The sequence below is a fragment of the Salinithrix halophila genome (genome assembly GCF_042650125.1).
Taxonomy (GTDB): Bacteria; Bacillota; Bacilli; order Thermoactinomycetales; family DSM-45169; genus Salinithrix; species Salinithrix halophila.
On the sequence record NZ_JBHSAP010000018.1, the window covers coordinates 331,339 to 355,228 of the forward strand.

26 protein-coding genes are annotated in these 23,890 nt (G+C 53.2%); 3 read left to right on the plus strand and 23 right to left on the minus strand.

Annotated elements, in window-relative coordinates:
* Positions 1-11 precede the first annotated feature (11 nt).
* Together ACFOUO_RS14600 and ACFOUO_RS14605 are read left to right on the plus strand one after the other, a co-directional pair.
* Positions 12-1,577 carry a cation:proton antiporter gene (locus ACFOUO_RS14600; RefSeq protein WP_380705880.1) on the plus strand — a complete coding sequence of 522 codons (1,566 nt, stop codon included), beginning with the start codon at positions 12-14 and terminating at the stop codon, positions 1,575-1,577.
* A gap of 83 nt (positions 1,578-1,660) precedes the next feature.
* On the plus strand, positions 1,661-2,287 hold the full coding sequence (locus tag ACFOUO_RS14605) for a nitroreductase family protein (protein WP_380705881.1): 627 nt from the start codon (positions 1,661-1,663) through the stop codon (positions 2,285-2,287).
* Between the two features lie 110 nt (positions 2,288-2,397).
* On the opposite strand, the gene panD is transcribed toward ACFOUO_RS14605, so the two are convergent.
* The 13 genes from panD to ACFOUO_RS14670 all read right to left on the minus strand — a co-directional run bounded on the left by panD (position 2,398) and on the right by ACFOUO_RS14670 (position 14,124).
* Complete coding sequence (gene panD / locus ACFOUO_RS14610) at positions 2,398-2,781, minus strand: aspartate 1-decarboxylase (RefSeq protein ID WP_380705882.1); 384 nt, start codon at positions 2,779-2,781, stop codon at positions 2,398-2,400.
* Positions 2,781-3,635, minus strand: coding sequence for a pantoate--beta-alanine ligase (gene panC / locus ACFOUO_RS14615; protein ID WP_380705883.1), 855 nt, complete (start codon positions 3,633-3,635; stop codon positions 2,781-2,783). The genes panD and panC overlap by 1 nt, the downstream gene beginning before the upstream one ends.
* Positions 3,622-4,491, minus strand: coding sequence for a 3-methyl-2-oxobutanoate hydroxymethyltransferase (gene panB / locus ACFOUO_RS14620; protein ID WP_380705884.1), 870 nt, complete (start codon positions 4,489-4,491; stop codon positions 3,622-3,624). Before panB ends, panC begins: the two co-directional genes overlap by 14 nt.
* A 260-nt stretch (positions 4,492-4,751) precedes the next feature.
* The gene (locus tag ACFOUO_RS14625; protein WP_380705885.1) at positions 4,752-5,726 is read right to left on the minus strand and encodes a biotin--[acetyl-CoA-carboxylase] ligase; all 975 of its coding nucleotides are present in this window, start codon (positions 5,724-5,726) and stop codon (positions 4,752-4,754) included.
* Positions 5,707-6,942 (minus strand): CCA tRNA nucleotidyltransferase, encoded by a 1,236-nt coding sequence (locus ACFOUO_RS14630; protein ID WP_380705886.1) that lies wholly within the window; start codon positions 6,940-6,942, stop codon positions 5,707-5,709. The genes ACFOUO_RS14625 and ACFOUO_RS14630 overlap by 20 nt, the downstream gene beginning before the upstream one ends.
* The gene (gene bshA, locus ACFOUO_RS14635; protein WP_380705887.1) at positions 6,939-8,072 is read right to left on the minus strand and encodes an N-acetyl-alpha-D-glucosaminyl L-malate synthase BshA; all 1,134 of its coding nucleotides are present in this window, start codon (positions 8,070-8,072) and stop codon (positions 6,939-6,941) included. The genes ACFOUO_RS14630 and bshA overlap by 4 nt, the downstream gene beginning before the upstream one ends.
* A 22-nt stretch (positions 8,073-8,094) precedes the next feature.
* On the minus strand, positions 8,095-8,796 hold the full coding sequence (gene bshB1 / locus ACFOUO_RS14640; RefSeq protein ID WP_380705888.1) for a bacillithiol biosynthesis deacetylase BshB1: 702 nt from the start codon (positions 8,794-8,796) through the stop codon (positions 8,095-8,097).
* Positions 8,793-9,215, minus strand: coding sequence for a methylglyoxal synthase (gene mgsA / locus ACFOUO_RS14645; protein ID WP_380705889.1), 423 nt, complete (start codon positions 9,213-9,215; stop codon positions 8,793-8,795). The genes bshB1 and mgsA overlap by 4 nt, the downstream gene beginning before the upstream one ends.
* 234 nt (positions 9,216-9,449) lie before the next feature.
* Entirely contained in the window at positions 9,450-10,031 is a 582-nt protein-coding gene (locus ACFOUO_RS14650) for a PadR family transcriptional regulator (RefSeq protein WP_380705890.1), read from the minus strand.
* 7 nt (positions 10,032-10,038) lie between these two features.
* A complete protein-coding gene (locus ACFOUO_RS14655) occupies positions 10,039-11,571 on the minus strand; it encodes an MDR family MFS transporter (RefSeq protein WP_380705891.1) in 1,533 nt (510 codons plus the stop codon).
* Between the two features lie 361 nt (positions 11,572-11,932).
* Positions 11,933-12,919 (minus strand): 1-aminocyclopropane-1-carboxylate deaminase/D-cysteine desulfhydrase, encoded by a 987-nt coding sequence (locus ACFOUO_RS14660; RefSeq protein ID WP_380705892.1) that lies wholly within the window; start codon positions 12,917-12,919, stop codon positions 11,933-11,935.
* 12 nt (positions 12,920-12,931) lie between these two features.
* Complete coding sequence (gene dapB / locus ACFOUO_RS14665; protein WP_380705893.1) at positions 12,932-13,735, minus strand: 4-hydroxy-tetrahydrodipicolinate reductase; 804 nt, start codon at positions 13,733-13,735, stop codon at positions 12,932-12,934.
* Positions 13,736-13,794: 59 nt separating this feature from the next.
* A complete protein-coding gene (locus ACFOUO_RS14670) occupies positions 13,795-14,124 on the minus strand; it encodes a nucleotide pyrophosphohydrolase (RefSeq protein WP_380705894.1) in 330 nt (109 codons plus the stop codon).
* Between the two features lie 346 nt (positions 14,125-14,470).
* Here ACFOUO_RS14670 and ACFOUO_RS14675 point away from each other — a divergent pair, with 346 nt between their 5' ends.
* Positions 14,471-15,334, plus strand: coding sequence for a YitT family protein (locus ACFOUO_RS14675; RefSeq protein WP_380705895.1), 864 nt, complete (start codon positions 14,471-14,473; stop codon positions 15,332-15,334).
* Positions 15,335-15,346: 12 nt separating this feature from the next.
* Here the strand turns inward: ACFOUO_RS14675 and ACFOUO_RS14680 are convergent, their stop codons facing one another.
* The 10 genes from ACFOUO_RS14680 to aroA form a co-directional block, all read right to left on the minus strand.
* Positions 15,347-16,180, minus strand: coding sequence for a sporulation protein YpjB (locus ACFOUO_RS14680; protein ID WP_380705896.1), 834 nt, complete (start codon positions 16,178-16,180; stop codon positions 15,347-15,349).
* A gap of 196 nt (positions 16,181-16,376) precedes the next feature.
* Complete coding sequence (locus ACFOUO_RS14685) at positions 16,377-17,039, minus strand: DUF1405 domain-containing protein (RefSeq protein WP_380705897.1); 663 nt, start codon at positions 17,037-17,039, stop codon at positions 16,377-16,379.
* 64 nt (positions 17,040-17,103) lie between these two features.
* Positions 17,104-17,916 carry a menaquinol-cytochrome c reductase cytochrome b/c subunit gene (locus ACFOUO_RS14690; RefSeq protein ID WP_380705898.1) on the minus strand — a complete coding sequence of 271 codons (813 nt, stop codon included), beginning with the start codon at positions 17,914-17,916 and terminating at the stop codon, positions 17,104-17,106.
* Positions 17,917-17,942: 26 nt separating this feature from the next.
* Positions 17,943-18,614 carry a menaquinol-cytochrome c reductase cytochrome b subunit gene (qcrB, locus tag ACFOUO_RS14695; protein WP_380705899.1) on the minus strand — a complete coding sequence of 224 codons (672 nt, stop codon included), beginning with the start codon at positions 18,612-18,614 and terminating at the stop codon, positions 17,943-17,945.
* Positions 18,615-18,617: 3 nt separating this feature from the next.
* Entirely contained in the window at positions 18,618-19,109 is a 492-nt protein-coding gene (locus ACFOUO_RS14700) for a QcrA and Rieske domain-containing protein (RefSeq protein WP_380706263.1), read from the minus strand.
* 200 nt (positions 19,110-19,309) lie between these two features.
* Positions 19,310-19,744, minus strand: coding sequence for a DUF2487 family protein (locus ACFOUO_RS14705; protein WP_380705900.1), 435 nt, complete (start codon positions 19,742-19,744; stop codon positions 19,310-19,312).
* 90 nt (positions 19,745-19,834) lie between these two features.
* On the minus strand, positions 19,835-20,386 hold the full coding sequence (locus tag ACFOUO_RS14710; protein ID WP_380705901.1) for a ReoY family proteolytic degradation factor: 552 nt from the start codon (positions 20,384-20,386) through the stop codon (positions 19,835-19,837).
* Between the two features lie 107 nt (positions 20,387-20,493).
* Positions 20,494-21,657 (minus strand): hypothetical protein, encoded by a 1,164-nt coding sequence (locus ACFOUO_RS14715; protein WP_380705902.1) that lies wholly within the window; start codon positions 21,655-21,657, stop codon positions 20,494-20,496.
* Positions 21,658-21,807: 150 nt separating this feature from the next.
* Positions 21,808-22,329 carry a hypothetical protein gene (locus tag ACFOUO_RS14720; RefSeq protein ID WP_380705903.1) on the minus strand — a complete coding sequence of 174 codons (522 nt, stop codon included), beginning with the start codon at positions 22,327-22,329 and terminating at the stop codon, positions 21,808-21,810.
* 272 nt (positions 22,330-22,601) lie between these two features.
* Positions 22,602-23,885, minus strand: a complete 1,284-nt coding sequence (aroA, locus tag ACFOUO_RS14725) for a 3-phosphoshikimate 1-carboxyvinyltransferase (RefSeq protein WP_380705904.1) — start codon at positions 23,883-23,885, stop codon at positions 22,602-22,604.
* Positions 23,886-23,890: the final 5 nt, after the last annotated feature.

The window sequence follows — 23,890 nt, forward strand, 5'->3', positions numbered from 1 at the left end:
GGAGAGGAGAAATGGAAACCACTTTTGAACTAACCCTGGTGTTATTGACAATTGCAGCGGGGATTACGGCCATCGCCAAAAAATTGAATCTGGCTTATCCGATCGCCCTGGTCGTGGTTGGTACCCTGATTGGCTTAGCCCCTGTTCCGGGATTGGAGGAACTAAAGGCTTTCATCGGTGAAGCAGAAATCTTCCGTTTCGCCGTCCTGTCCCTTTTTCTTCCCGCCTTGCTGGGAGAAGCGGCTCTCAAATTACCTTTTACCCACCTAAAGGAGAACCACAAGCCCATCTTGATTCTCGCCCTCGCCGGAACTCTGATCGCTTACGGGATGGCCGGTTGGCTGACAACGGCTTGGATCGGCCTACCGTTAACCGTCGCCTTTACCTTTGCCGCCCTGATGGCGGCGACAGACCCGGTCAGTGTCCTATCCATCTTCAAAAGTATGGGGGTCAACCGAAAGCTTTCTACAATCATGGAAGGGGAAAGCTTGGTCAATGATGGCATCGCCGTCGTTCTGTTCACCATCTCTTCTGCTGGGTTGCTTACCTACCTGGAGGCAGGCACTCTCGGGGCGGGGATGGCTCTACTCGAGTTTCTAAAGGTGGTCCTGGGAGGGCTCGTGATCGGCTCGGCCCTGTCGTGGATCTTGTCCCAGATGACCCGCTTTTACGACGATTATCCCCTTGAAATTGTTTTCTCCGTCATCCTGTTTTACGGCGCTTACTTCGTGGCTGAAGCTTTCCATGTGTCGGGAGTGATCGCCGTTGTTGCAGCCGGGGTGATTTATGGAAATTTCGGGGCAAAAATCGGCATGAACCCGACAACGAAACTTTCCATCCGCACCTTCTGGGATGTGATGGCTCTGTTAGCCAACTCGCTGGTTTTTTTCATGGTTGGATTGGAAGTGACAGCAATCAACCTGTCGGATAAATGGGGAATGATCGGACTGGCTGTGATCGTCGTCTTGATCGCTCGCAGCGTTGCTGTCTATGTCAGCCTCCTGCCTGTGGGAAGCGTTCCGGCTTCCTGGAGGCACATTATGAACTGGGGCGGACTGAAGGGCTCTCTTTCCATTGCCCTAGCTCTTTCACTCCCGACTGGTTTTGCTGGGCGGGAGTCCATCCTGGTGATGGCCTATGGGGTCGTCCTATTTTCCCTAATCGTTCAGGGGTTAACAATTCAGCCTTTGGTACGCTTCCTCGGTGTCAAACGGGCAGACCGGGCCTTAGAGGAGTATGAAACCAGTCTGGTCGGAATTCAGGCTTCCAATAGGGCACGGAGAGAATTGAGGGAAATGAAAAAAAAGGCCACCCTATCCCCGGTATTGTTCGAGGAGTTAGATCGGCACTATGAAGAACGGCAAAATCGGGATCGCCGTCGGTTGGAGGAATTGTATCAAAACCATCCGGAACTGTTGGAGGAACAAAGACAGGACGCTCATCGGGCTGCCCTTTACGCCGAACACGAAGCTGTCGACGAAATGGAATCCCGGCAAACCATCTCCAAGAAAACCGCCGATACCGAACGGGATCGCATCGTTGACCAAATCATCGATAGAACCGGTGAAAGGAACTGACAGAAAAAAACTAGCATGATGGCCGGTAAAAAGTTATTATATAATAAAAAGTAAGTGATTTGATTCCCTTTGGAGGTTATTACATGTCATCAACCCAGCAGGATTTTTTCACCGTCATCCAGGAACGCCACTCGGTTAAAGTTTACGATTCCAACGCGACGATGTCCGAACAAGAAATTACAGACCTCCTCGAGATGGCGATCAAAGCCCCGTCCTCTTGGAACCTGCAACATTGGAAATTCCTCGCGATCCATGATCCGGCGGAAAAAGAAAAGCTGCTCCCGATTGCCTACAATCAGCAGCAAGTCGTACAAGCATCCGTGGTCATCGCCGTTTTGGGAGACCTGGAAGCTAATAAAAACGCTGAAGCTGTATTCTCCTCGGATGTAGAAGCCGGAATCCTCACGGAACAAGTGAAAAGCGGGATTATTGACCAAATCGAAAAAGCTTATACCCAGCCCCAACTCGCCCGTGATGAAGCAATCCGTAATGCCTCCCTCGCCGCGATGCAACTGATGCTTGCTGCCAAAGCCCAAGGCTATGATACCTGCCCGATGGGTGGTTACAATGCAGCGCGGCTGATCGATGCCTTTTCCATCCCTTCCCGCTATCTTCCCGTTATGCTCATCGCGGTGGGAAAAGCGGCAAAACCCGCCCGTCAAACTCCCCGCTTCCCTGTCGATGATATTGTCGTTTGGAATCGATTCTGAACAGGTTCATCAATTGCTCCTAACGCCACAAATCCTGTGGCGTCTTTCTTTATGGACACAAAAAAACAGCACCGGTATACCGGTGCCATCCTTCTCTATCTTATAAGAAATTATAAAACTGTGCCGTGAACCTCTTCTCCCAGCATCTCCACAATCCGGTTTCCTTCCCCCATGATTGCTACCTTGGGACGGTGACTGCGAGCGGTAGCCTCGTCCATCATCACGTAGGAAATGATGATCACCGTATCCCCCGGTTGGACCAGGCGGGCGGCTGCCCCGTTGAGGCAGATTGTACCGCTCCCCCGCTTGCCGGGAATGACATAGGTCTCTAGGCGAGCCCCGTTGTTGTTGTTGACAATCTGCACCTTTTCATTGGGCAAGATATCCACACGGTCGAGGATCTCCTCATCGATGGTGATACTTCCTACATAGTTCAGATTGGCTTCCGTGACCGTTGCACGGTGGATTTTCCCTTTCATCATTGTGCGGAACATCAGGAATCTTCCTTTCCCGGCCAAATCACATTATCGATCAATCGCGTGTTTCCGAAGCGGACGGCCGTGGCCGCAATCACCTGCTGGTCTCGAATTTCATGGACCCGTTCCAAATCCGGGTAGGAGAGCACTTCCACATAGTCAATCTCTGCTTGTGGAGCCGTACGGATCGTCTCTCGGATCAGCTGGGCCGCCTCGTCTGCCCGGCTGATCCGGCCCGTTTTGACTTGTTCCGTGGCTAAGGAAAGTGCACGGTTCAAAACGGTGGCTTGTTCACGCTCCTCTGGTGACAGATAAACATTACGGGAGCTCATTGCCAAACCATCCGATTCCCGCAGTGTCGGGCAGGGAACCACTCGAACGGGCAAGTTCAAGTCTTCCGTCATCCGCTGGATCACCGCAAGTTGTTGCGCATCCTTTAGCCCGAAATATACCCGGTCCGGGCTGACGATATGCAAAAGCTTGTTCACGACCGTTGCCACACCGTCAAAGTGACCGGGTCGGGAAGCACCGCACAGGCGATCAGTCAGCCCCGATACCGTCACCCGGGTGCGGGGAGGAGCGGGATACAGTTCTTTCGTCGCCGGAGCAAACAGGAAGTCCGTTCCGGCCTCCTCGGATTTGCGGGCATCCGTATCCAGATCCCGGGGGTAATGGTCAAAATCCTCCGTCGGACCGAACTGGAGAGGGTTGACAAACACGGACACCACCACCGTGGCGCATTCGCGGCGGGCTCGCTCGATGAGGCTGATATGACCGGCATGCAACGAACCCATCGTGGGGATGAAACCGACCGGTCTTTGTGCTGAAGAAAGCGCCTCTCGAATGCCTTCGATCGTTTTAACCACCCGCATCTTTGTCCCCTCCTTCCCCGTAAAGCCGTTCCAGCACCCCGGATTTCAGGGGAAATACATGCTCTTCGGAAGGGAAAGCGCCGCTCCTTACTTCTTCCACATAACTTTGCAATCCCGAGAGGGCCGATTGTCCCGTCTGGCTGAACACCTTGACAAAGGAAGGGCTGGATCCCGCTCCATATTGCAACAAATCGTGGTATACCAATACCTGTCCATCACATCCCCGTCCCGCTCCGATCCCGATGACGGGGATGGATACCGTTTGGGCAATCGATTCTGCCAGCTCCTCCGGTACGCATTCCAAAACCACAGCGAATGCCCCCGCTTCTTCCAATTGCTTGGCCTCATGAATCAGGCGACGGGCTGATTCCAACTCCCGTCCCTGAATGAGATAACCTCCCAACTGATGAACGGACTGGGGAGTCAGCCCAATGTGGGCCATGACGGGGATCCCCGCCGCCACGCAGGAACGGACGGCGGAAAGCACCTCTTCCCCGCCCTCAATTTTAACCGCCCGGGCACCGCCTTCCTGCATCAGACGCCCTGCCGCACGCAGCACGTCATCCTTGGAAAGATGGGCCGTTAAAAAAGGCAGATCCGTCACTACAAGCGGACGACGGGCACCACGGGTGACCGCCTTCGTGTGATGTAACATTTCCTCCAAGGTAACCGGTACCGTCGAGTCATACCCCAATACCACCATACCCAGCGAATCGCCTACCAGAATGATATCGGTTCCGGCTTCTTCTGCCAGCCGAGCAGAAGGGTAGTCATAAGCCGTCACCATCGCGATGCGCTCTCCTTCTTTCTTCATGCGGCGCAAGGTCCGAAGCGTCACGGTTTTTTCCTGTGCCATAGCACATCCTCCTTGTGATGCTCCGGAGCCAGAGGGCAGGGAGAAATAAAAGACGCCAATTCAGCCGCGATCACGGACCGAAAAGGCGTCGGTACATTTCATACCGTACCTCTGTCTCCGTCCCGAGGGCTCAGAGCAGACTGAATGAATGGATAAAAAACCTTTGAGAAAAAAAGCTTTGGGTTCTCGTGCGGCTCCCGAGGGATGACGCCGATTCCCATCTTTAGGGTAAACCATTTTTGAAGCGTTGACAATGGTTTTCAGATTTGTATGTCGGAAGAGAAGACTGCCTCCGTACCCTTCCCGGTCTCAACCAGCAAGGCACCTGACTCGGCCAAGCCGGTCGCAATTCCCTTTACCATCCCCCCGGCTGTACGGGCCGTGATCGTCTTTCCCAGCATTCCGGCATATTCTTCCCAGAGAATCCGGATCGGTTGGAAGCCATGGTTGAGATAGCCTTCGTAGAGCGCCTCGATTTCCCCCAGGATGGAAGCGATCAGTGGGGGCCGTTCAAAGGTCCGCCCCGCCTCGATAGCGAGAGAGGTTGCTATTTCCTTTAGCTCTTCTGGCCAGACTGAGTCCGTCACATTGACATTGATCCCGATCCCCTGCACGACATAATGTACTTGGTCCTGCTCGCCTCTCAGCTCAGTCAGGATGCCGCAAGTTTTCTTCCCGTCGATCAAAAGGTCGTTGGGCCATTTGATCGTGACATTTAGCCCTGTTTCCTTTCGGATCGCTCGTGTAATCGCCACGGAAGTGAGCAGCGTCAGCTGTGAAGCTTGTGCCAGCGGGATCGGTGGGCGCAGGATCAAGCTCATCCAGATACCAGAATGAGGTGGTGAGTGCCAGGCTCTACCCATCCTTCCCCTGCCGGCTATCTGCTCTTCTGTAATCACGAGAGAACCCTCTTCGATTCCCTCTTTCGCCCAATCATGGGCCAAAGGTTGAGTGGAATCCACACTCCGCTTGTAGCGGACCTTCTGCCCCACCCACTTTGTTTGCAGAAAGGGCTTTAGTTCTTCCGGTGCCACACGGTCCGGCCGATAGACCAATCGGTAGCCGCTTTTGGGACGGGCTTCGATTTGGTAGCCTTCTTTCCGAAGTTCATTGATATGTTTCCAGATCGCCGTTCGACTGCATTGCAACTGACGACTGATCTCTTCGCCGGAGATGGTCGCCTCTCCCTGTTTCAACAATAGATTCAGGATTTGTTCACGGATAGAACTTCCCAATACGGCGTCCCTCCTTCATCAAAGCTGTTTTATCGTTAGGGAGTTGCCCGAGAGCCGTCCGAACCAGCAATTCCTCCAAAACCTTCCCCACCCAGGAACCCGGTGGACGTCCGGAAATCCGGATGAGGTCCTGACCGTTTACGGCCAGGTCACGCTGATTTCGGACCGGCATCTCCTGATGCCATCCAGCCAAAGCTTTTAGGCAATGATCGCGTACTTGTGGGGGCCAGCCGTGGATTTCCCCAGCCAGAAGCGTTCCCCGATAGATTGCCTCCCAGCCGTGTTCTAAGATGGCCCGTTTCGCTTCCATCTCCTGCCATTCTTCCTTTCGGGAGAGTGCCAGTTGAAAAATGACAGCAATCTCCGTCCATTCTTTTTGAGATACCCGAAAGCTTTTCAACCGACTTCGAACAACGGATACTTCCACCCCGCACATGAGGAGAAAAAAGGCCCATCGGGTTGCCTCCCCATCAAGGGAATCCAGTGTTTCAGCGGGGAAATTCGGAGAGTTGGGGACAGCCATCTCCCAACGGCTAAATGGCGGCAACACAGGGAATAGGTTGTGCTTCCACAGATAGCGAACACCGAGAGAAGGGCGTGGAGCACGAAAAAGCTTCTTTAACTCCCCAGTCACCCGCTCCACCGCCAGGGAAGTGAGGTGACATTTTGACCGTTGAATAGCCGCTTCCGTTTTCTCCTCGATCGAGAATTCCAGTTGAGCGGCAAACCGAAGCGCCCGTACCATTCGGAGTGCGTCCTCGGTAAATCGGTGGTCGGGTTCTCCTACGGCCCGGATCTGTTTTTGTTTCAGATCCTGCTGACCCTTGAAAGGATCGTACAGGCGACCTCTTCGGTCTTCCGCCATCGCATTGATAGTGAAATCCCGGCGGGCCAGATCCTTTGATAGATCCGTCATAAACACCACCGCATCAGGACGCCGGTGATCCGTATACGCTCCTTCCCGACGGAACGTTGTCACCTCCGTCATCCCTTTCTTGTGGAGGACGGAGACCGTTCCGTGACGAAGACCCGTGGGCACCGTCCAGGGAAAGAGAGCTTGTACCGTGTCAGGGCAAGCATCTGTCGCTACATCCCAGTCGGCAGGCTCCCGTCCCATCAAGCGATCCCGGACACAGCCCCCAACCAGATATGCCTGGTAACCGGCTTTCTCCAGATGTTCCAGTACAGTCAGAGCATCTTTTAGGGCAGGATTCATGTGTGGCTCCTCTTTCCGTCAATCACCCGCTGATAAAGGTCCTCGTACTGATCAGCGATCTTTTCAGCGCAAAACCGATCTCGGGCCCGTTCCAGCCCCATCTCGGAAAAGCGGCGGTATAAATCCGGATCACTCAGCAGCCGGATAGCGTGATCCGCCATCGCCTCCACCTCCCCGATTCCGGATAGGAATCCGGTCTCCCCATCGGCCACCACTTCCGGCAAGCCTCCGGCATTGGACCCCACCGTGGGAACACCACAAGCCATCGCCTCCAGAGCGACCAGTCCAAAGCTTTCTTTCGCGGAGGGGAGAAGGAGGAGATCGGCCAGAGAAATCAGGCGAGCCACCTCGTCTTGTTTACCCATAAAGGTAATCTTGTCTGTCAGTCCCCGCTCCTGAGCCATCTCGACAGCGAGGGACCACTCGGGACCTTCCCCAACCAACAATAGTTTGGCAGGCACCTTTTTTTGAACCTGATCGAAAATCCGGATCACGTCTGGCACCCGTTTCACCGGGCGAAAGTTGGAAATATGAAGGAGGATTTTTTCCTCCGGGCGTGCACATTGTTCCCGAATATCGGAGATATCCCGCGGAGAGTAGACCCTCTGATCGACGAAGTTATAAATCCGCTCCAAGGGGCGGTCGATACACAGCATCTCCTTGGTCTGGCGGATCAGATCATCGGAAACTGCGGTCACGGCGTCGCTCTGGTTGATTCCGAAACAGATGATGTCCCGCAAGGAAGGGTCTTCTCCCAAAACCGTGATATCCGTCCCGTGAAGGGTCGTTACTACTTTGAAAGAATCATCCACCATCTCCTTGGCTAAATAGGCACAGATGGCATGAGGAACGGCATAATGGACATGAATCAAGTCTAGCTGATGAAGCTTGGCTACCTGAGCCATCCGGCTCGCCAAAGCCAAATCATAGGGTGGGTAGCGAAAAACCGCATACCGATTGGCCTCCACCTCATGGTAATGGATATTATGAAAAAAATGTCCCAGTCGAAAGGGCATATCATAAGTAATGAAGTGAACCTGATGGCCTCGTTCAGCCATCAATTTGCCCAACTCCGTTGCCACAACGCCGGAGCCCCCATGACTGGGGTAACAGGTAATCCCGATCCGCATCCGGGCATACTCCCTTCATCATTCACAAAAGTTGTTTCAGAGCAAGAGGGGAAGGGGAAACCAACCCTTCTCCCCATACAGTGCCGATCTGGTGCCCCCAGAGTTGGTCCCGGCCTTCCACCATCGGTAGATAGGTCGGACGGTTGAGGGGAGTCTCCATTCGCCCGGGCCCCGGAACGAACTGGCTTTCAAAAGCCAGGATCGCCGCTTTTTTCTTTTCATACACCTCGCTGATATCCACAATGAGATCCGCCTTGGAAACATCATTGATGAAATAATAGAAAACCTGTTCCACGCGATGGGGCGGAATTCCCTCCACCCCCTTTTTTTTGCGGATCGCCGCATCAAAGACAGCCTCTTTCACCATTCGGCTGCACGCGATGTGATCAGGATGACGGTCTTCCCAATAGGGGGCTAGCACCACTTTTGGCTTGACCTGTCGGATCAGTCTTACCATCGCCTCAACCTGCTCTGCGGAGCTCGTCAACCCCCGATCAGGGAACCGCATCCTGTAGCGCGCGGTTAAACCGAGAATCTCTCCAGCACGGTCTGCCTCCTGTTCCCTGGTTTCAACGTCACCATTGGTGGATAGTTCTCCCGCGGTCAAATCACAGATCGCCGTCCGGAATCCCGCTTCGGCATGCTGAGCCAGAATCCCTGAAGCCCCGATTTCCACATCATCCGGGTGGGCACCGAAAGCTAAGATGTCGATTTCCTCGTTCATGATTCTTCGCCCTCTTCCCTCTTTTGTTGGACGATCTCACGCCATGCCAGATCACCCTGCTTAATAGAACGGATGATGACTTCTGCTGCTGCCACGTTGGTGGCGATTGGGACATTATGAACGTCCGCTAAACGCATCAGAGCCAGGATGTCTGGTTCATGAGGCTGAGAAGTGAGCGGATCGCGGAAAAACAGGATGCAATCCATGCGATTTTCTGCCAGAAGGGCCCCGATCTGCTGATCCCCACCCATCGGTCCGGATAGGAAGCGATGCACGGAAAGGCCGGTCGCGTCCATGATTTTCTTTCCCGTTGTACCGGTGGCGTATAAGTGATGATCCTTGAGGATATGTTGGTAGGCAATCGTGAATCGGACCATCAGTTCCTTCTTCTTGTCATGGGCTATCAGCGCGATATGCATCCTGTCACCTTCTTTGCGAATGGATTCTCCGGAAATCCCGAAGGATAAAAAACCCCACCCGGCACCCTTGCCAGGCGGGAACAACGGCCGTTCCAGGCCTCGGCCCTTTCTAGATCCGTCTTCAACTATTTTACCCCATAGGGACGAATCCAGAAAGTCGCCAAGACCGGGCTTTTATTGAAAGTCCGTTCCCTGGCCTGTTTCTTTGTTTGTTATACAAACTCGTTTACAAAATTACGTACCCCTTTCTTCCTCCTTCAGTAGGATGGGGCGGCCGCGTTCTTGCAGCCTTCCTTCCAGGGCATCCTTTCGGATCCGTTTTAACCATTTTAGTTCTGTTTTGCCCTGCTCCACGGTTCCCATCATCATATGAAGGGTAGCTCGGGAAACCTGGGAAATGTGCTCTTCGTACACCTGCTGCATCCGTTGCACACTTTCCTCCACTATTTGTATCCGTTCTTCAAGAACCTCAGCGATGGCCGTCGGATTGCCATGTCTGGCAAAAACAAGGGCTGCATACAGTGGGTGGTAGAAGTTGTCCAGACAGGAAAACTGACGGATGAGCAATTGCTGAAACTCTTCCTCACCCCGCGGGGTAATTCGATAGATGGTTCTATCCGGGCGGTTGCTGTCCCGAATGACATCCACCACCTCGATCATATCCTTCTTTTGCAATTGGTCAAAAGCGTAATAAATCGATCCCTTGGGCAATTTAATGTAGTTTTCCATCAAACGCTCTTTCATTACCTGAGCGATTTCATACGGATGTTTTTCCCCTTCCATCAACAACCCGAGAATCACCAGCTTGATCGACATCGAGGAATCAACCCTCCCCTTGAATGGGATCCGCTTTATGGGAGATGGAGGCAGAAGAAGTCGTCGACATCCGGCCGCTTCCCATGAAGAAAATCAAGAGAATCGCCAGCCCGACGGATAGGAGAGACCACTGGAAAACGGCTGCGATCGAATCTGCAAAGGCACCGGTCATCCCGTCGAGGACATGAGAAGGAAGTTGCGCTCTCACCTCTGGCTGTAACAGCGCCTGCGGGTTGAAGTCTCCGCCGGGATTGAAACGGGGTAAAGACTGCCGAAGTTGATCCAGCATCAGGTGGCTTTGGACCGTTCCGAATATCGTGATCCCCAAAGTCATCCCAATCATGCGGAAAAATGCCACCGATGAGTTGGCAGAACCCCGCTGCCTGACATCCAGGCCATGGATCGAACTCATACTGAGCAAGGGGAATGAGATACCCATTCCAACCCCTGCGATGACCATGAACACCGTTACCAACCACCGAGGCGTGTCCACCGACAACGTGCCCAGCAAGAGAACACCCGTTAGGAACAAGACACCGGATGCAATCATCATGGTTCGGTAAGAGGCATGGAGAACCATCCGTCCTCCCACTTGGCTTCCAGCAACGACTCCCAGCATCATCGGCATCAGGATCAAACCGCTGTTCGTCGCAGAACCACCGAACACCGCCTGGATATAGAGAGGAATCAACATCGTCGCCACAATGAAGACCGTCCCGTAGAAGAAGCTGATTCCTTGACTTGCCGCAAAAAGCCGGTTTTTAAACAAGTTCAGCGAGACAATAGGGTCGGAAGCCTTGGTTTCCACCCACAAAAACAGAGCGAACAGAAGCGCAAAGGAAGCAAACAAGCCAAGGATGAGCGGAGAATCCCAAGGTTGTTTTTTCCCCCCCAGCTCCAAGGCGAACATCAAGCTGACAATGGCAGTTACCAAGAGACCAGCCCCCCACCAGTCAATCTTCTGCCGCGTATGTTCCATCTTTTCATGATAATTTTTCACGATGAAGATCAGAGAAAGAAGTCCCAGGGGAACATTGATATAAAAAATCCAGCGCCAGTCGATCGCGTCCGTGATATAGGCTCCAAGAAGGGGGCCGAAAATACTGGAAATCCCAAACACTGCGCTGAAGAGACCGGACATCTTCCCTCTCTTATGGGGAGGGAAGATGTCAAACATGATGGTGAAAGCAATAGGCATCAGTGCCCCTCCACCAAGCCCCTGGATTGCTCGGTAAAAACTTAACTGCATCATACTTTGTGCTGTCCCGCAGAGGACGGACCCAATAAGAAACAAGCCCAGTCCAAGGATATAAAAAAACTTTCGACCATACATATCCGACAACTTCCCGAAGATCGGCATACCGGCCACACTGGCAATCATGTAAGCAGAGGTGACCCAGATGAATTGATCCAGCCCGCCCAGATCAGAGACGATGGTTCCCATGGCTGTCGCCACGATGGTGTTATCCATGGAGGCCATCAGGATCCCAAGCAAGAGGCCGGCTACAACGCCATTCACCCGACTTTTTTCGTGCATCATGTTCTTTCTCCACTCCTGTCGAACGGATATATTAAACTTATTATAATCAAATTTGACTATATGACGCAAGAAAAAGCCGTATCCAAGATGGATACGGCCAGGTTATTGACAAAGTCTCTCTGTACCCACAAAGGTGGACCGGTTTCCGGCGGTGCACCTGTTGGACCGACAACCCAGCGGAGTGTCCGGAGGCTCCAACCGTTTTGCGGCCACACCCGCTTTTCCTTTGGCTGCTGGTTGGAGCCGGAGGGCGCGGAGCGGACAGGCCCGGAGTCGGAAATCCGGCCTCGCGCCCCACGTACGGTTTGTCAGCAGTCTCGCCGTAAACGGCTTTTTCGTCTCCCCACGCCATGTCCTCCCATCATCTATCGGAGAACTCACGCCATAGCGTACTCCCGTGAGTGAAAACCGCTGGGGAGCCCCCCGTGTGCCAAAAGAGGGCGCGTTCGGAGGAAGAAGCCAAGTCCATCATACCGGCGAGGGCTTTTCCCGTATAGACGGGGTCGACTACTAGACCTTCCGTCTCCGCCAACAGGCGGATGGCGCGATTGCCTTCTTCTGAAGGGGCTCCATACTTACGGCCGATGTACCCGTCGGAAACTTCCACTTCCCTCTCCTGCACCCGCTTTTCACTACCCAGACGCTCCAGCAACTGATTGGCCAGACGGGCTACTTGCCGGCGAAGCTCTGCCGCTCCCAGCCAAGCGCTAATTCCGCGGATGTTCACAGGAAGGGGCGACAGGGCACGCCCGGCCAGGAGGCCGGCCATCGTCCCTCCAGTCCCTGCCGATAGCCAGATCGTATCGATGGAGCTTCCCGACTGTCTTTGCTGTGCAGCCCATTCTTTCCAAGCGAGAACATACCCATAGTCACCAGCAGGAGTCGAACCGCCCACCGGAATGACAAAGGGTCTTCGCCCTTGAGACCGGACTTCCTCTGCCTTCGCCTCCATCGCCTCTTCCAAAGCTTCGGAACCATAGACGCCCGTCAGAAAGCATTGAGCGCCGAACAATCGATCCAGGAGCAGATTCCCCTGCCCTGTGCCCATCCGGTCGCCAGCAAAACAAAGCCAGGCATCTAACCCGACCCTGCGGGCGGCACCGGCAGTGAGCCGGGCATGGTTGGATTGGGGACTGCCTCCGGTAATCACCAAGTCACAGCCCGTCTCTTTCGCCTCGCCGAGCAAAAATTCCAGCTTTCTGAGCTTGTTGCCGCCGAGAGCGGTCCCGGTTAGGTCGTCCCGTTTCACCCAGATCTCAGGAAGTCCGGCAGCAGCAGCCAAACGGGGAAGCGGATGCAACGGTGTTTCACCCCACAGAAGCTGTACACGGGGGAATGGGATGCTCATATAACCCTCCCTTTATAAGTCGAGGATCTTCTCCAACCCATAGACAAGACCCGTTCGATTCATGACGTCCTCTACAGCGAGCTTCACCCCAGGCATGAAGGATTCCCTGTTGAGAGAATCATGGCGAATCGTCAGCAGCTGCCCGGCGTCGGAAAGCAGCACCTCTTGATGAGCAACCAGACCCGGCAGGCGGACACTGTGCACCCTGAAGCCGTCTCGGTATCCGCCCCGGGCTCCCTCCAGCGTCTCTTTTTCTTCCGGATGTCCCTGCTTCATCTCTTCCCGTTCCTTGGAGATGAGCTCGGCGGTCTTCCAGGCTGTACCCGATGGGGCATCCAACTTCCTGTCATGGTGCATCTCGATAATCTCCAGGTGGGGCATATATCGAGATGCTTTAGCGGCAAATACCATCATCAATACTGCTCCGATCGCAAAATTGGGAGCGATGATGCCGCCAATCCCCTTATCCCGGCAGAGCTCGTCCAATTCGCGGATCTCCTCTTCGGTGAGGCCGGTCGTTCCTACCACCGGTCTCACACCGGCCTCAATCGCCCGCTCTGTATTAGCTTTGACTTGATCCGGCGTCGTAAAGTCCACCAATACATCCGGTCCCTGGGCAAGCACCTCGTCAAGGGAATCCGTCAAAGTGATTCCCAGTTTGCCAATACCGATCGCCTCCCCGGCGTCTTCCCCTTTCTTGCGACGGGCTGTCGCACCAGAAAGGACTAAGCTCTCCTCTCTTTGTATCAACTTGACGACTTCCTGTCCCATACGTCCTGTGGCCCCCGCTACAGCCACCTTAATCGGTTTCATCACAAATTCGGCGCCAGGCCTCTTCGACCCGCGCCTCCCCTCCTTCTCCTACAGTGTCTCGTTCAGGTATTCTTGCGCGTCCAACGATCCTTGTCTCGAATATCGTATTTCTCCATCACCCGATCGAAAGCTTCTTCCAGATCGATGTTGAGGGAATTAGCAAAACAGATGATGATAAAGAGAAGATCACCCAGTTCCATCTCCATGCTGTTCTCCTCTTCCCCCGCCTTCTTTGGTTTTTCACCGTAGCGATGGTTGACCTCCCGGGCCAATTCCCCCACTTCCTCTGTCATGCGGGCCAGCATGGATAGAGGATGGAAATAGCCCTCTTTAAACTGGGAGATATACGCATCGACCTCCTGCTGCATCACTTTCATCGTCTTGGCATCCATCGTGAAAGAGCCTCCTTTTCCCCTATCATGGTAACCGATCCATTAGTAGAAGACAAACCGTATCGCCCTTGGTAGAAAACCGTTCAGGGCTCTGAGCCTGTTGACAAAGTCCAAAGGTAGGTCGATTTCCGGCGAAGCGTCCTGTTGGCACCGACCGACTGAGCGGAGTATCCGGAGGCTCCGACCGTTTTGCGGCCACCACGCTTTTCCTTTGGCCGCTGGTTTGTCAATAACCTCAAGGCTCCCTTCTCATTGCCCAAACGATACGGGGCCGGTATAATAGATCGTGATTTGCCGGAAGAATGAGTGAAATCGGGTCATCCTAATAAAAAGGAGGCGATGGAACATGCATACGGCCACCAAACGGAACATTCAAAAATGGATCCGGGACATTGCGATCATTCTTTTTGGTTCTTTCATTTTCTCCCTAGGCATCAACTATTTCGCGATCGCTAATAAACTGTCGGAGGGTGGTTTCACCGGAATTTCTCTCATCCTACACTATTTATTCGGCTTTTCTCCCGGGGTCGTGATCCTGCTCTTGAATATCCCGCTCTTTTTTGTCGGCTATAAAATCTTCGGCAAACGGACCTTGACCCTGACGGTCATCGGAACGGTCTCCGTCTCCCTCTCCCTCTCCCTAACCGAAGGCTGGGGTGAACCCATCCCCGGCGATCCCCTTCTCGCAGCCCTCTATACGGGAGTGTTAGTCGGCCTCGGGCTGGGAATGATCTTTCGGACCGGAGGAACCACTGGAGGGGTAGATATCATCGCCCGACTCGGAAACAAATATTTCGACTGGAGCATCGGCCGGACCATGTTCCTCTTCGATATCTTGGTAATTGGGGGCTCCGCTTTCTTCATCGGTCGTGAAAAGGCCATGTATACAGTCGTTGCTGTTTTCGTAGGGGCCCGGGTGATCGACTTCGTGGTCGAAGGTCTGGATACACGGAAGGCGGTAACCATTATTTCCAATTCAGCTGTCGCTATTTCGGACAAAATCACCAGTGACATGGATCGGGGCGTTACCCTTCTGAAAGGACGTGGAGGATACACCGGAACGGATAAAGAGGTCCTTTATGTGGTAATAAGCCGTCCGGAACTTCCCCGGATGAAACAACTAGTCAACGCCGTGGATCCTTATGCCTTCGTCGTTGTCCATGACGTGCGGGATGTTTTCGGAGAAGGATTCAGCTTTGAAAAAGAATAATCGAACCTTCTTCTAAAAACGGCCTGGCATTCGCCGCTGTTTGTATCGGTGCTTTTTCCACCCCACATAACTGAGTACCATAGCGATCAACCCTCCGAGAGAGAGCGCCGCAGGCAAGATCGGAGGCAACGTTCCTCCACCAAAGGCGGTAACATCTTCTTCAGGTCCGTTGAAAAGCGGAGGCACCATTCGTTCCCATTGGCGAATCCCTCCCCGAAGTTCTTCCCGAGGCAATGGATTGATATGGACTCGGCTTCGGAGAAAATTCATCAATGAGCGGACCTTCTCCACCGTCATAGGCTTTCGTGCGACCTCCAAGGCAGGCTCGATCTGTTCATAATGAAGAATCAGTTCCCGGACGGCAATCCTGAGGTTCTCAGGATTGCCTTTTTTGGCGGCTCCCTTCACCCGGGCAATATCTTTCCTGAAAACCGGTTCATACCGGTACCATAGCGGTTGGTGGGGGTGAGCAATCGCATCGAAGGCCAAAGCAGACCGTTCGGCAGCCCGATTCAAATCATCGGAAGCAGGCATCACACGGTTGAGCTGCCGGTCGAGTTCCACCAGCGTTTCAGATAATGCCTCGACCCCCTGAATCGACAGATTCACTTCGGATAAGTCCGAACGGGCAAAACTTTTTGCTAAAACTGCCGTCTCCTCCCGTGCTTTCAGATAATTTTCTTCCCCACCCTGCCGGACTCTCTCTTCGATCTGCAATGCCTGTTTCGTCCATTGATCGACTAACCCATCCTCAGCTGTCGCCATCCCCGGAGTTCCATTCATAAACAGAACCAGGAAAAACACCAAACCGGCCAATCCTAGGACCCACCCTTGTTGACGCCCCATCTCACTTCTCTCCCCCCGCTTTTCCTTTCCATTGATTCATTGGTACATCCTATGCACCGCCTGTCCTCCCCATGAAAGAAGCCTGTCATCTGACAGACTTCTCCTTTGAATGGCACTTATGGTTTGGAATACAGACTTGTTTATATTGTAATTTTCCAAGGACAAAAAAAGAGACCAAAGAGGTCTCTTTTTTTGTCTACAGAATCGCCTTTGTTGGGCTCTGCCACCACAACGGGCTTTTCCATTTCCGTTCCTTCCGGGGTGGGAAACCCAAACCGGCGAACAGGATGAGGCTGATGATACTCATGCCGAAGGTGAACAGAGCCACCATCGGTTCCAAGCCTGCCAGGGACGGGGGAAGCCATGGATGAACATTCCACCCGTAGTCCAGGGTGTCGTTTAACAGTACCCAGGCAGCCACAATAAACAGGTGGCGCCAGTCATAAGTGAAGAAACGACTGTAGAGCACACCCTGAATCGCCATTCCCAGATGAGAAGCCATCAACATCCAGTCCGTCCAATGAAGGGCCTCCAGAAAAGGCATGTCGGCGCGTTCCGCCCCCGCTACAATCATAGCGACCGCCCAGATGCCGTATTTAAAGAGCGTGACTCCAGCAAAGGCTTCCATGAGAGGACTTCGCCGATTCAACAGATACAGGAGGAGAACTAGCGTAAATGCAGCGCTCGCTGTCGGACTATCGGGAACAAAGGGAAGAAAGCGGAGTTCTGTCACCGCCAGTTGGTTCTTGTACCAGTAGTAACCGTAGAAGGTCCCCAAAAGATTGATCAAAAACAGCCCCCACAAAAAAGAGCGTTGATTGAGTAGACGGATGAAGATCTGCCACCGGATCCGGATCATATGCGCCCTCCCTTCCATCTCCGCAGAGTAAAAAACCCCGGCCATCATGGCCGGGGTTTTGGCTTTAGTGTTCTTCGGTCGGCGGTTTTTTGCCGGTTTTCTGTCTGGCAAGCCAGTCAGCCAGCTGTTTCTTCTCTTTCGCCGTTCCCTGGAACATACCGGCGGGCATGGTGCCTTTCCCTTCATCCATGATCTTGATGATCTCTTCGGAAGAGTAGGCATCCCCAATCCCTCTGAGAGACGGGCCTTGAAGACCTTCCAGCTGTTGGCCATGACAGTTAACGCAAGCGTTATTCTTGTAGATCTCATAAGCCGGATCGTTCTGATCGACGATCTTAGCTTCTTCACCTGCCCCTTTGGGTTGTGAAGCCAGCTGTTTCTGGTGTTCATCCTCCGCCACCCAGGTGAGTACAACGATCCCTACTAAGCTGAGCAACGCGATCCCAGTGGTGATCGGCCGCTTCATCGGGCGCCGCTCCTTGCCCCGATCCAGCCAGGGGACCAGGAACAGTCCTCCAAAGAGGAGAGAGGGAACAAGGACGGTCCCGATAACGACGAAGGGCCCGGATGCCCACTTAAACTTCAACAGCTCATAGAGGAACAGGAAGTACCAGTCCGGCACCGGTAGGAATCCCGTGTTGGTCGGATCTGCTTGTTCCCCGAGGGGCGGCTCTTCAGCCATCACAAGAGCGAGAAAGCCGACTAGGACGACGACAGCCACCATCCACTCCTTCAAGAGGAAGTTCGGAAAAAAGGCTTCCGTCTTGCCTGGGAATTCGGAGTAGTCCTTTGGGTATATCCGCTGTTTATTGGATTTAACCCGTGAATCCCCGACAAAATGTACGTCTTGTTCTTTGTCTTGGTCATTATGTGCCATATGTTTTCCCCCCTAACGTATCAGGCTTAGAGCGGCCCTGAGATACCCTGTCTCCGGATCAGGAAGAAGTGGGCTCCCAGAAGAGCCAGCAAGACGCCGGGGAGGAAGAAAACGTGCAAAGCGAAAAAGCGTGCCAACGTCTGCGCCCCGACGATTTCTCCCCCCTGCAGGAATGTAGCGATAGCGCTACCGATCACCGGCACACTCGCTGCGATCTCGATCCCCACTTTGGTTGCAAAGTAAGCTTTGTTATCCCACGGCAACAAGTATCCGGTGAAGCCGAGTCCCATCATCGTAAAGAAAATCAGCATCCCGACCACCCAGTTGAATTCACGAGGATGCTTGTAAGATCCCGTGAAAAAGACCCGTAGGGTATGGAGAAACAACATCACGATCGACACGCTGGCACCCCAGTGGTGCATGCCGCGGACAATGTGTCCGAATGCGATTTCATTCTGCAGGTAATCGACACTTTTCCACGCGTTCTGAATGTCAGGAACATAATACATCGCCAAAAACATACCCGAAAGGATCTGGATGACGACAATAAAAAAGGTCAACCCGCCGAAACAGTAGATGAACGCAGAGAAATGATGCGCTGGGTTAACGTGCTCAGGAACTTCGTGATCGGCTATATCACGCCACATCGGTGTGATATCCAGCCGTTTGTCCAACCATTCATATGCACTCTTCAACATAGCTTACGCCCCTCCCCCTCGCTGCTTGATCGGGCCCAGGAGAAGTCTGTCACCCTCGATTTTCGATGCATACACGTCCAGCGGGGCATTGGGTGGAGTACCCGGGATATTGACCCCATCCTTGGTATATTCACCGCCGTGGCAGGGACAGTAAAAGATATTCGTCTTCCCTCCACCTTCCCATTTCACCGTACAGCCCAAGTGTTTGCAGATGGGGGATAGTGCGAGAATCTCGCCACCGTGTTTCAAGACCCAAGCGGTCGCCTTTTCTCCGCCCTCTTTTTTGTACCAGCCGTCTTTACGCTCAATCCGAAATTCCACGGATTTCGGATCTTTACCGAACTCATTCACCGAGCCCACATCCACAAATTTCGTATCCGTTCCCTTCTGAAGAAGCGGATCGACAGCAAAGCGCACCATCGGATAAAGCACACCCGACGCGAGAAAACCTGCTGTGCTCGCGATGGTGTAAGTCAAAAACTTACGGCGCGACATTCCCGGTTTCTGCTGATTGTTGTCGCTCACGACTCGTCCGACCTCCCTCTATACGACTTAAACGTCCAACCGGACCGAAACCATAAGTATTACTAGGACATATCCATGATAGCCAACCGCCTCAACCTATGTCAAGGACGGGCCTGATGCCGTTTTCAAGCTTGTGGATTCATCGATTATTCTCCCCGGAAACCTTTCCATCATTCTCCTGATTCCGTTTCCCACACCCGAACGATAAGCTGGATGACGGATTCCGTCTCCTCTTCCAACCCCCTTTTTTCCGGTTCCAGGTTGATCCATCGATAGCCTGCTTCTTCTAGTCCCCTAGGAAATAGTTTCCCTTCTCCCAGAAAAAATAAGTGATGGAAACCGTATGGCGCTAGCTCCCTTACCACACTGTCTATGTAGGAGAAAAAAACCTTATCATCCAAACCCTGATAAGGGATCGCAGGCATTAACAGCAGGCGGCCGGTCAGTTCCTGCTCAACCGCTTTCGCCACCCTTTCCGTCAACCTCGGTCCGAAAAGTTCGGGCTGTTTTCCCGGGAGGCGGATGCCATAGACCGGTACAAGAAGGCTGTCTACATAAGGAGCCGACTGCTTCCATTCTTCCATATCCAAATTGGTGAGACGCATCCGAAAAACCCTCCCAAAATGTCCGGAGACGCCATATTTCGGACCTTGAAATATAAAAGGCCCGGACCTCTACCGGGCATTATATCGGACTTATTTTTCATTTTCCACAAGTTGAAGCCATTGTTCGGTTAATTGTAAGAATTGCTTTTCGTCTCCAATAGCTAGGGCCTCGTCGATGCGCCGGTACAGCTCTTTTTCTTGGAAGTCACGAACCGCTTGATCGAGGATCATCTCCGCAAATAGACCGAATAAAGTATCTTGTACGAGATCTTGTCTCTCCATGGGATTACCCTCCAATACGGCAGCGTATTCTGGGCAGCTGGACCTTTCCTTAAAATAGAGACTGACGTACAAATCTTCTTGAGGAGAGGAACGGATATCGTAAAAAGCTGTCTCGACATCAGAACTGACCCGCCTGTTTTTAGTGAACTTGAAGGGGGTCATCTGAATGCATCGGGTAGAGATCAACAAGGCTTTGGGTAAATGCCGCAGGCTATCGACAAAATGGGTACGTTCCAGGAGCTCGTCGTCGGAACAGAGGTAATTGAGAAGCCAGGCGGCCTCTCGTTTCTGGAGTTCGAAGCGGTTCAAAAACCACTGGATAAACTCCTTTTTCTCCGAGACCGTCACACAATCACCCATACCCTACCCCCCCAATCCGCATCGATGAGAATATTTTGAACTCTATTTGTAATATACGCGGGGAGCCTCTCAAATTTTCGGATAATCGTAATAGAGGCTTATATTTTTTATTCCATACCGAGGGGGCGGTCTCCTGCCCGACGAGAGAAATTTTGATCCGGGGCCGGTTCCGACCAGCGCTTATCCAGGGTGCTCTCTGCAAAGCCAGCTACACCGGAAATCCACCCCCGGCCAGTAGGGTTCATCCTGACCACGCGAGACTGTCCCGTCTCTCCGATTCGGAGCAGACCCAGATGGAGCATCATCTTCATGATGCGATGGAAAAGATCTTCTTCCGATTCGTAATAGTACGATGCCATCCATGGGCTCGCTACTTCGAAAAGGCGGTCTGTTTCCTGCCAGGACTCCCTGGCAAGAAGCTCCACCCATTTGACGATCATCGCCAGCTGGGGAATCGGTTTTTTGTAGAGACGCAACCAGAAGCGATAGAGCTCTTTCCCTTCACCTACCTCGTTATCCATGACTTTCCCCGCCCCCGCTTCCGTTAAACGGAGACAACCTTCCATTTCATCTTCCGCGATATAACCTTTGAAAAAAGCATAGTCGTACAGAAGAGAAAAACGGTCCGGATAGAGGTGATAGCGCCTGCCAAACCCAAAACGCCAACCCTTTCGGTCGATAGGGTCTTCCCGGACTTGGAAGGTCTGAAAGAGCTGCCGCTGCTGCTGGCGGTATATCCCCCCTTCGGATGTAAGGCGTACCTCATGACGGTAAAGAAAGGTGAGAAAGCGATACAAATCTTCCTCCAACAACCCTTCTTCACTCCGGTAAGCAGACGGAGAAGGCCCCCCGCCCTCCCCGTACTTATCCGCAAACAGATTCAAATAGCGCCGCCGAAGATCAGCAGGCATCCGGAACAGATATTTATGACGGTGGGAAAACCCCGGAAACAGCCACCCCTTCCGACAGGCAAGCCGGACTAGTCGACGGGGTTCTTCCTTTTTCCCATCCAGCGCAGCCCGCCCTTTAGCGAGCAGCTCTTCTTGGCTGAAAAGATCCCGGGAATCGAAACAAAGCTGTTGGAGAAACCGAAATTCAGCTTCGGATAACGTATCCACTTCACCCTCCAGCCGGGATTTCCCACCCAGGTGATGGAGGAGAGAGGAGATCAGATCGTTTTTGGAATGCAAATCGTGACCGCAACCATAATGGCTTGCCATCCGCTGCAGAGTATCAATATCCGCGTAAGTCAACAGATCAGCGAAATTCATACCCATCCCCCTCCATTTCTTTCCTTTTTCTATCTTGCATCTTCCACGGCAAAATCATACCTCTTTCCAGAGTAGGGCCCCTCCCTCACCAACCAAAAACAACACCCTTCTCGGGTGTTGTTGAGATGATACGAATTCGATAGAGCAGTTCTACCCTTTTCCCCGGCGGGTACCAGGTTGTTGACGGGAAGAAACTGTCCGTTGCGATTCATCCACCACTTGCACGAATCGTCCCGTCAGGAAGAGAACCAGCGCCATCCCTCCGGGCAGCAATGGGAGGTCCCACTCCAGCAAAGGATGGAACAATTGGAGACCGTCCCCGATTAGCCCACCCCAATCCTTTGCTGCTTCGTGAACAGGAGAAAGAAAGGGAATTTGCCGGGAAATCGGAGAACACAGCAGAATAAGGGGGAGGTGAGAAGAAAGAAAGAGGAAGACAGACCGGTTTAAAGACAGACCGTGCAGGTGCCTTGCAGAAGAGCCTAATCCCAAGTAGATGACACAGGTGATTACACTAACCATGATCATCATCCATTCGAGCATCAGGGCGGCCAAATCCCCTGTAGGGAAAAAGCGCCAAATAAAAAAGGGAAAAATCCATTCTTTCAGCGCAATAACCGCTCCTATCACAAAACCGGCCTCCACCGCCATCGCCCGCTCGTTTTCATTCATCGAACTCCCCCCCATAAGTAGGGGTATGTCCTATTGGATAAAAAAAGAACCGCCTGTGGACAGGCGGTCTGCACTCTACGTGCAATAATGGATAGGAGTGGAGAGAAACCATACTATGCGTATAGTATAAGCCAGCCTTCTCCTCTCGTCAACAAGTAATTCTAAATTTTTTGACGTATCAACCTAAATGATCGGACTTGAGAGAGAACTCCCTTTCAAGTCCGACGGATAATGAGCTAAGCATCTGACCGGTCGTTTATTTGTTCAGTTGTTCACAGCCGACCCATCGTCTCTGCGAATCCCGGGAAAGAAACATCGATGGCAGAAGCATTTTCCACGGTGGTACCGCCTTTTGCAATCAGTCCGGCTACGGCCGCTGCCATCCCAATTCGGTGGTCACCATGGCTGTCACAGAGAGATCCTGTGAGAGAAACGGGGCCTTCAATGATCAAACCGTCCGGTGTTTCCTCCACATGAGCCCCCAGTTTGGTCAACTCTGCTGCGGTCACCGCAATTCGATTGGTCTCCTTCACTTTCAATTCCGCTGCGTCCCGGATAACCGTTCGCCCCTGAGCCTGAGTGGCTGCAACGGCCAGGATCGGGATTTCATCGATTAGGCGGGGAATGAGCTCTCCCCCAATCTCTACCCCATGCAACGAGGAAGCGTGAACGGTTAGATCCCCTACGGGCTCACCGCACCATTCACCCGTTTCCGTCACTTCCACTTGGCCCCCCATCGCCTGGAAGGCATCGATGATACCGGTCCGGGTCGGGTTGAGTCCTACATCCCGAATGGTGATCCGACTCCCTGGAACAATCAGGGCAGCAGCCATCGGGAAAGCAGCCGAGGAGATATCCCCTGGAACCTTCACCTCGCCCCCTGTGAGAGTCTGGCCGCCGCGGACTGACACCCCGCCTGCAAAAGAGTCCACTTCCACACCAAAGGCCCTCAGCATTCGCTCTGTGTGATCTCTGGACAGAGAGGGCTCTTTTACCTGAGTGATCCCCTTCGCTTGTAAACCTGCAAGAAGAAGGCAGGATTTCACCTGAGCGCTGGCAACAGGGCTTTGATGCTCAATGCCGTGTAATCCACCGCCTCGGACACCCAATGGAGTGAAAGACCCGCCGCTGCGCCCCTCTACCTTGGCGCCCATGCGGCGGAGCGGTTGGATAACCCGATCCATCGGCCGACGGGCGATGGAGGCGTCTCCCGCGATTGCGGAGTAGAAGGAGCGGCCTGCCAGGATGCCCAGCATCAGACGAATGGTGGTGCCGGAATTTCCCACGTCAAGGAATTCAGTCGGCTCCTGAAGACCGTCCCACCCTCCCCCCTCAATCACGAGAGAGGTATCTGACTTCCGAGTGATCGGGACACCCATTTTTCGGAAGCAATCGATGGTGCTGAGACAGTCCGCTCCAGGCAGAAAACCTTCGACCCGGGTTGTCCCCTCCGCAATCGCGCCAAACATTACCGCACGGTGGGAAATGGATTTGTCACCAGGTACCCGGATGGTTCCCTTCAGATTGGTTCTGGGTTCGATTTGCAATCGCTGCACGGTAT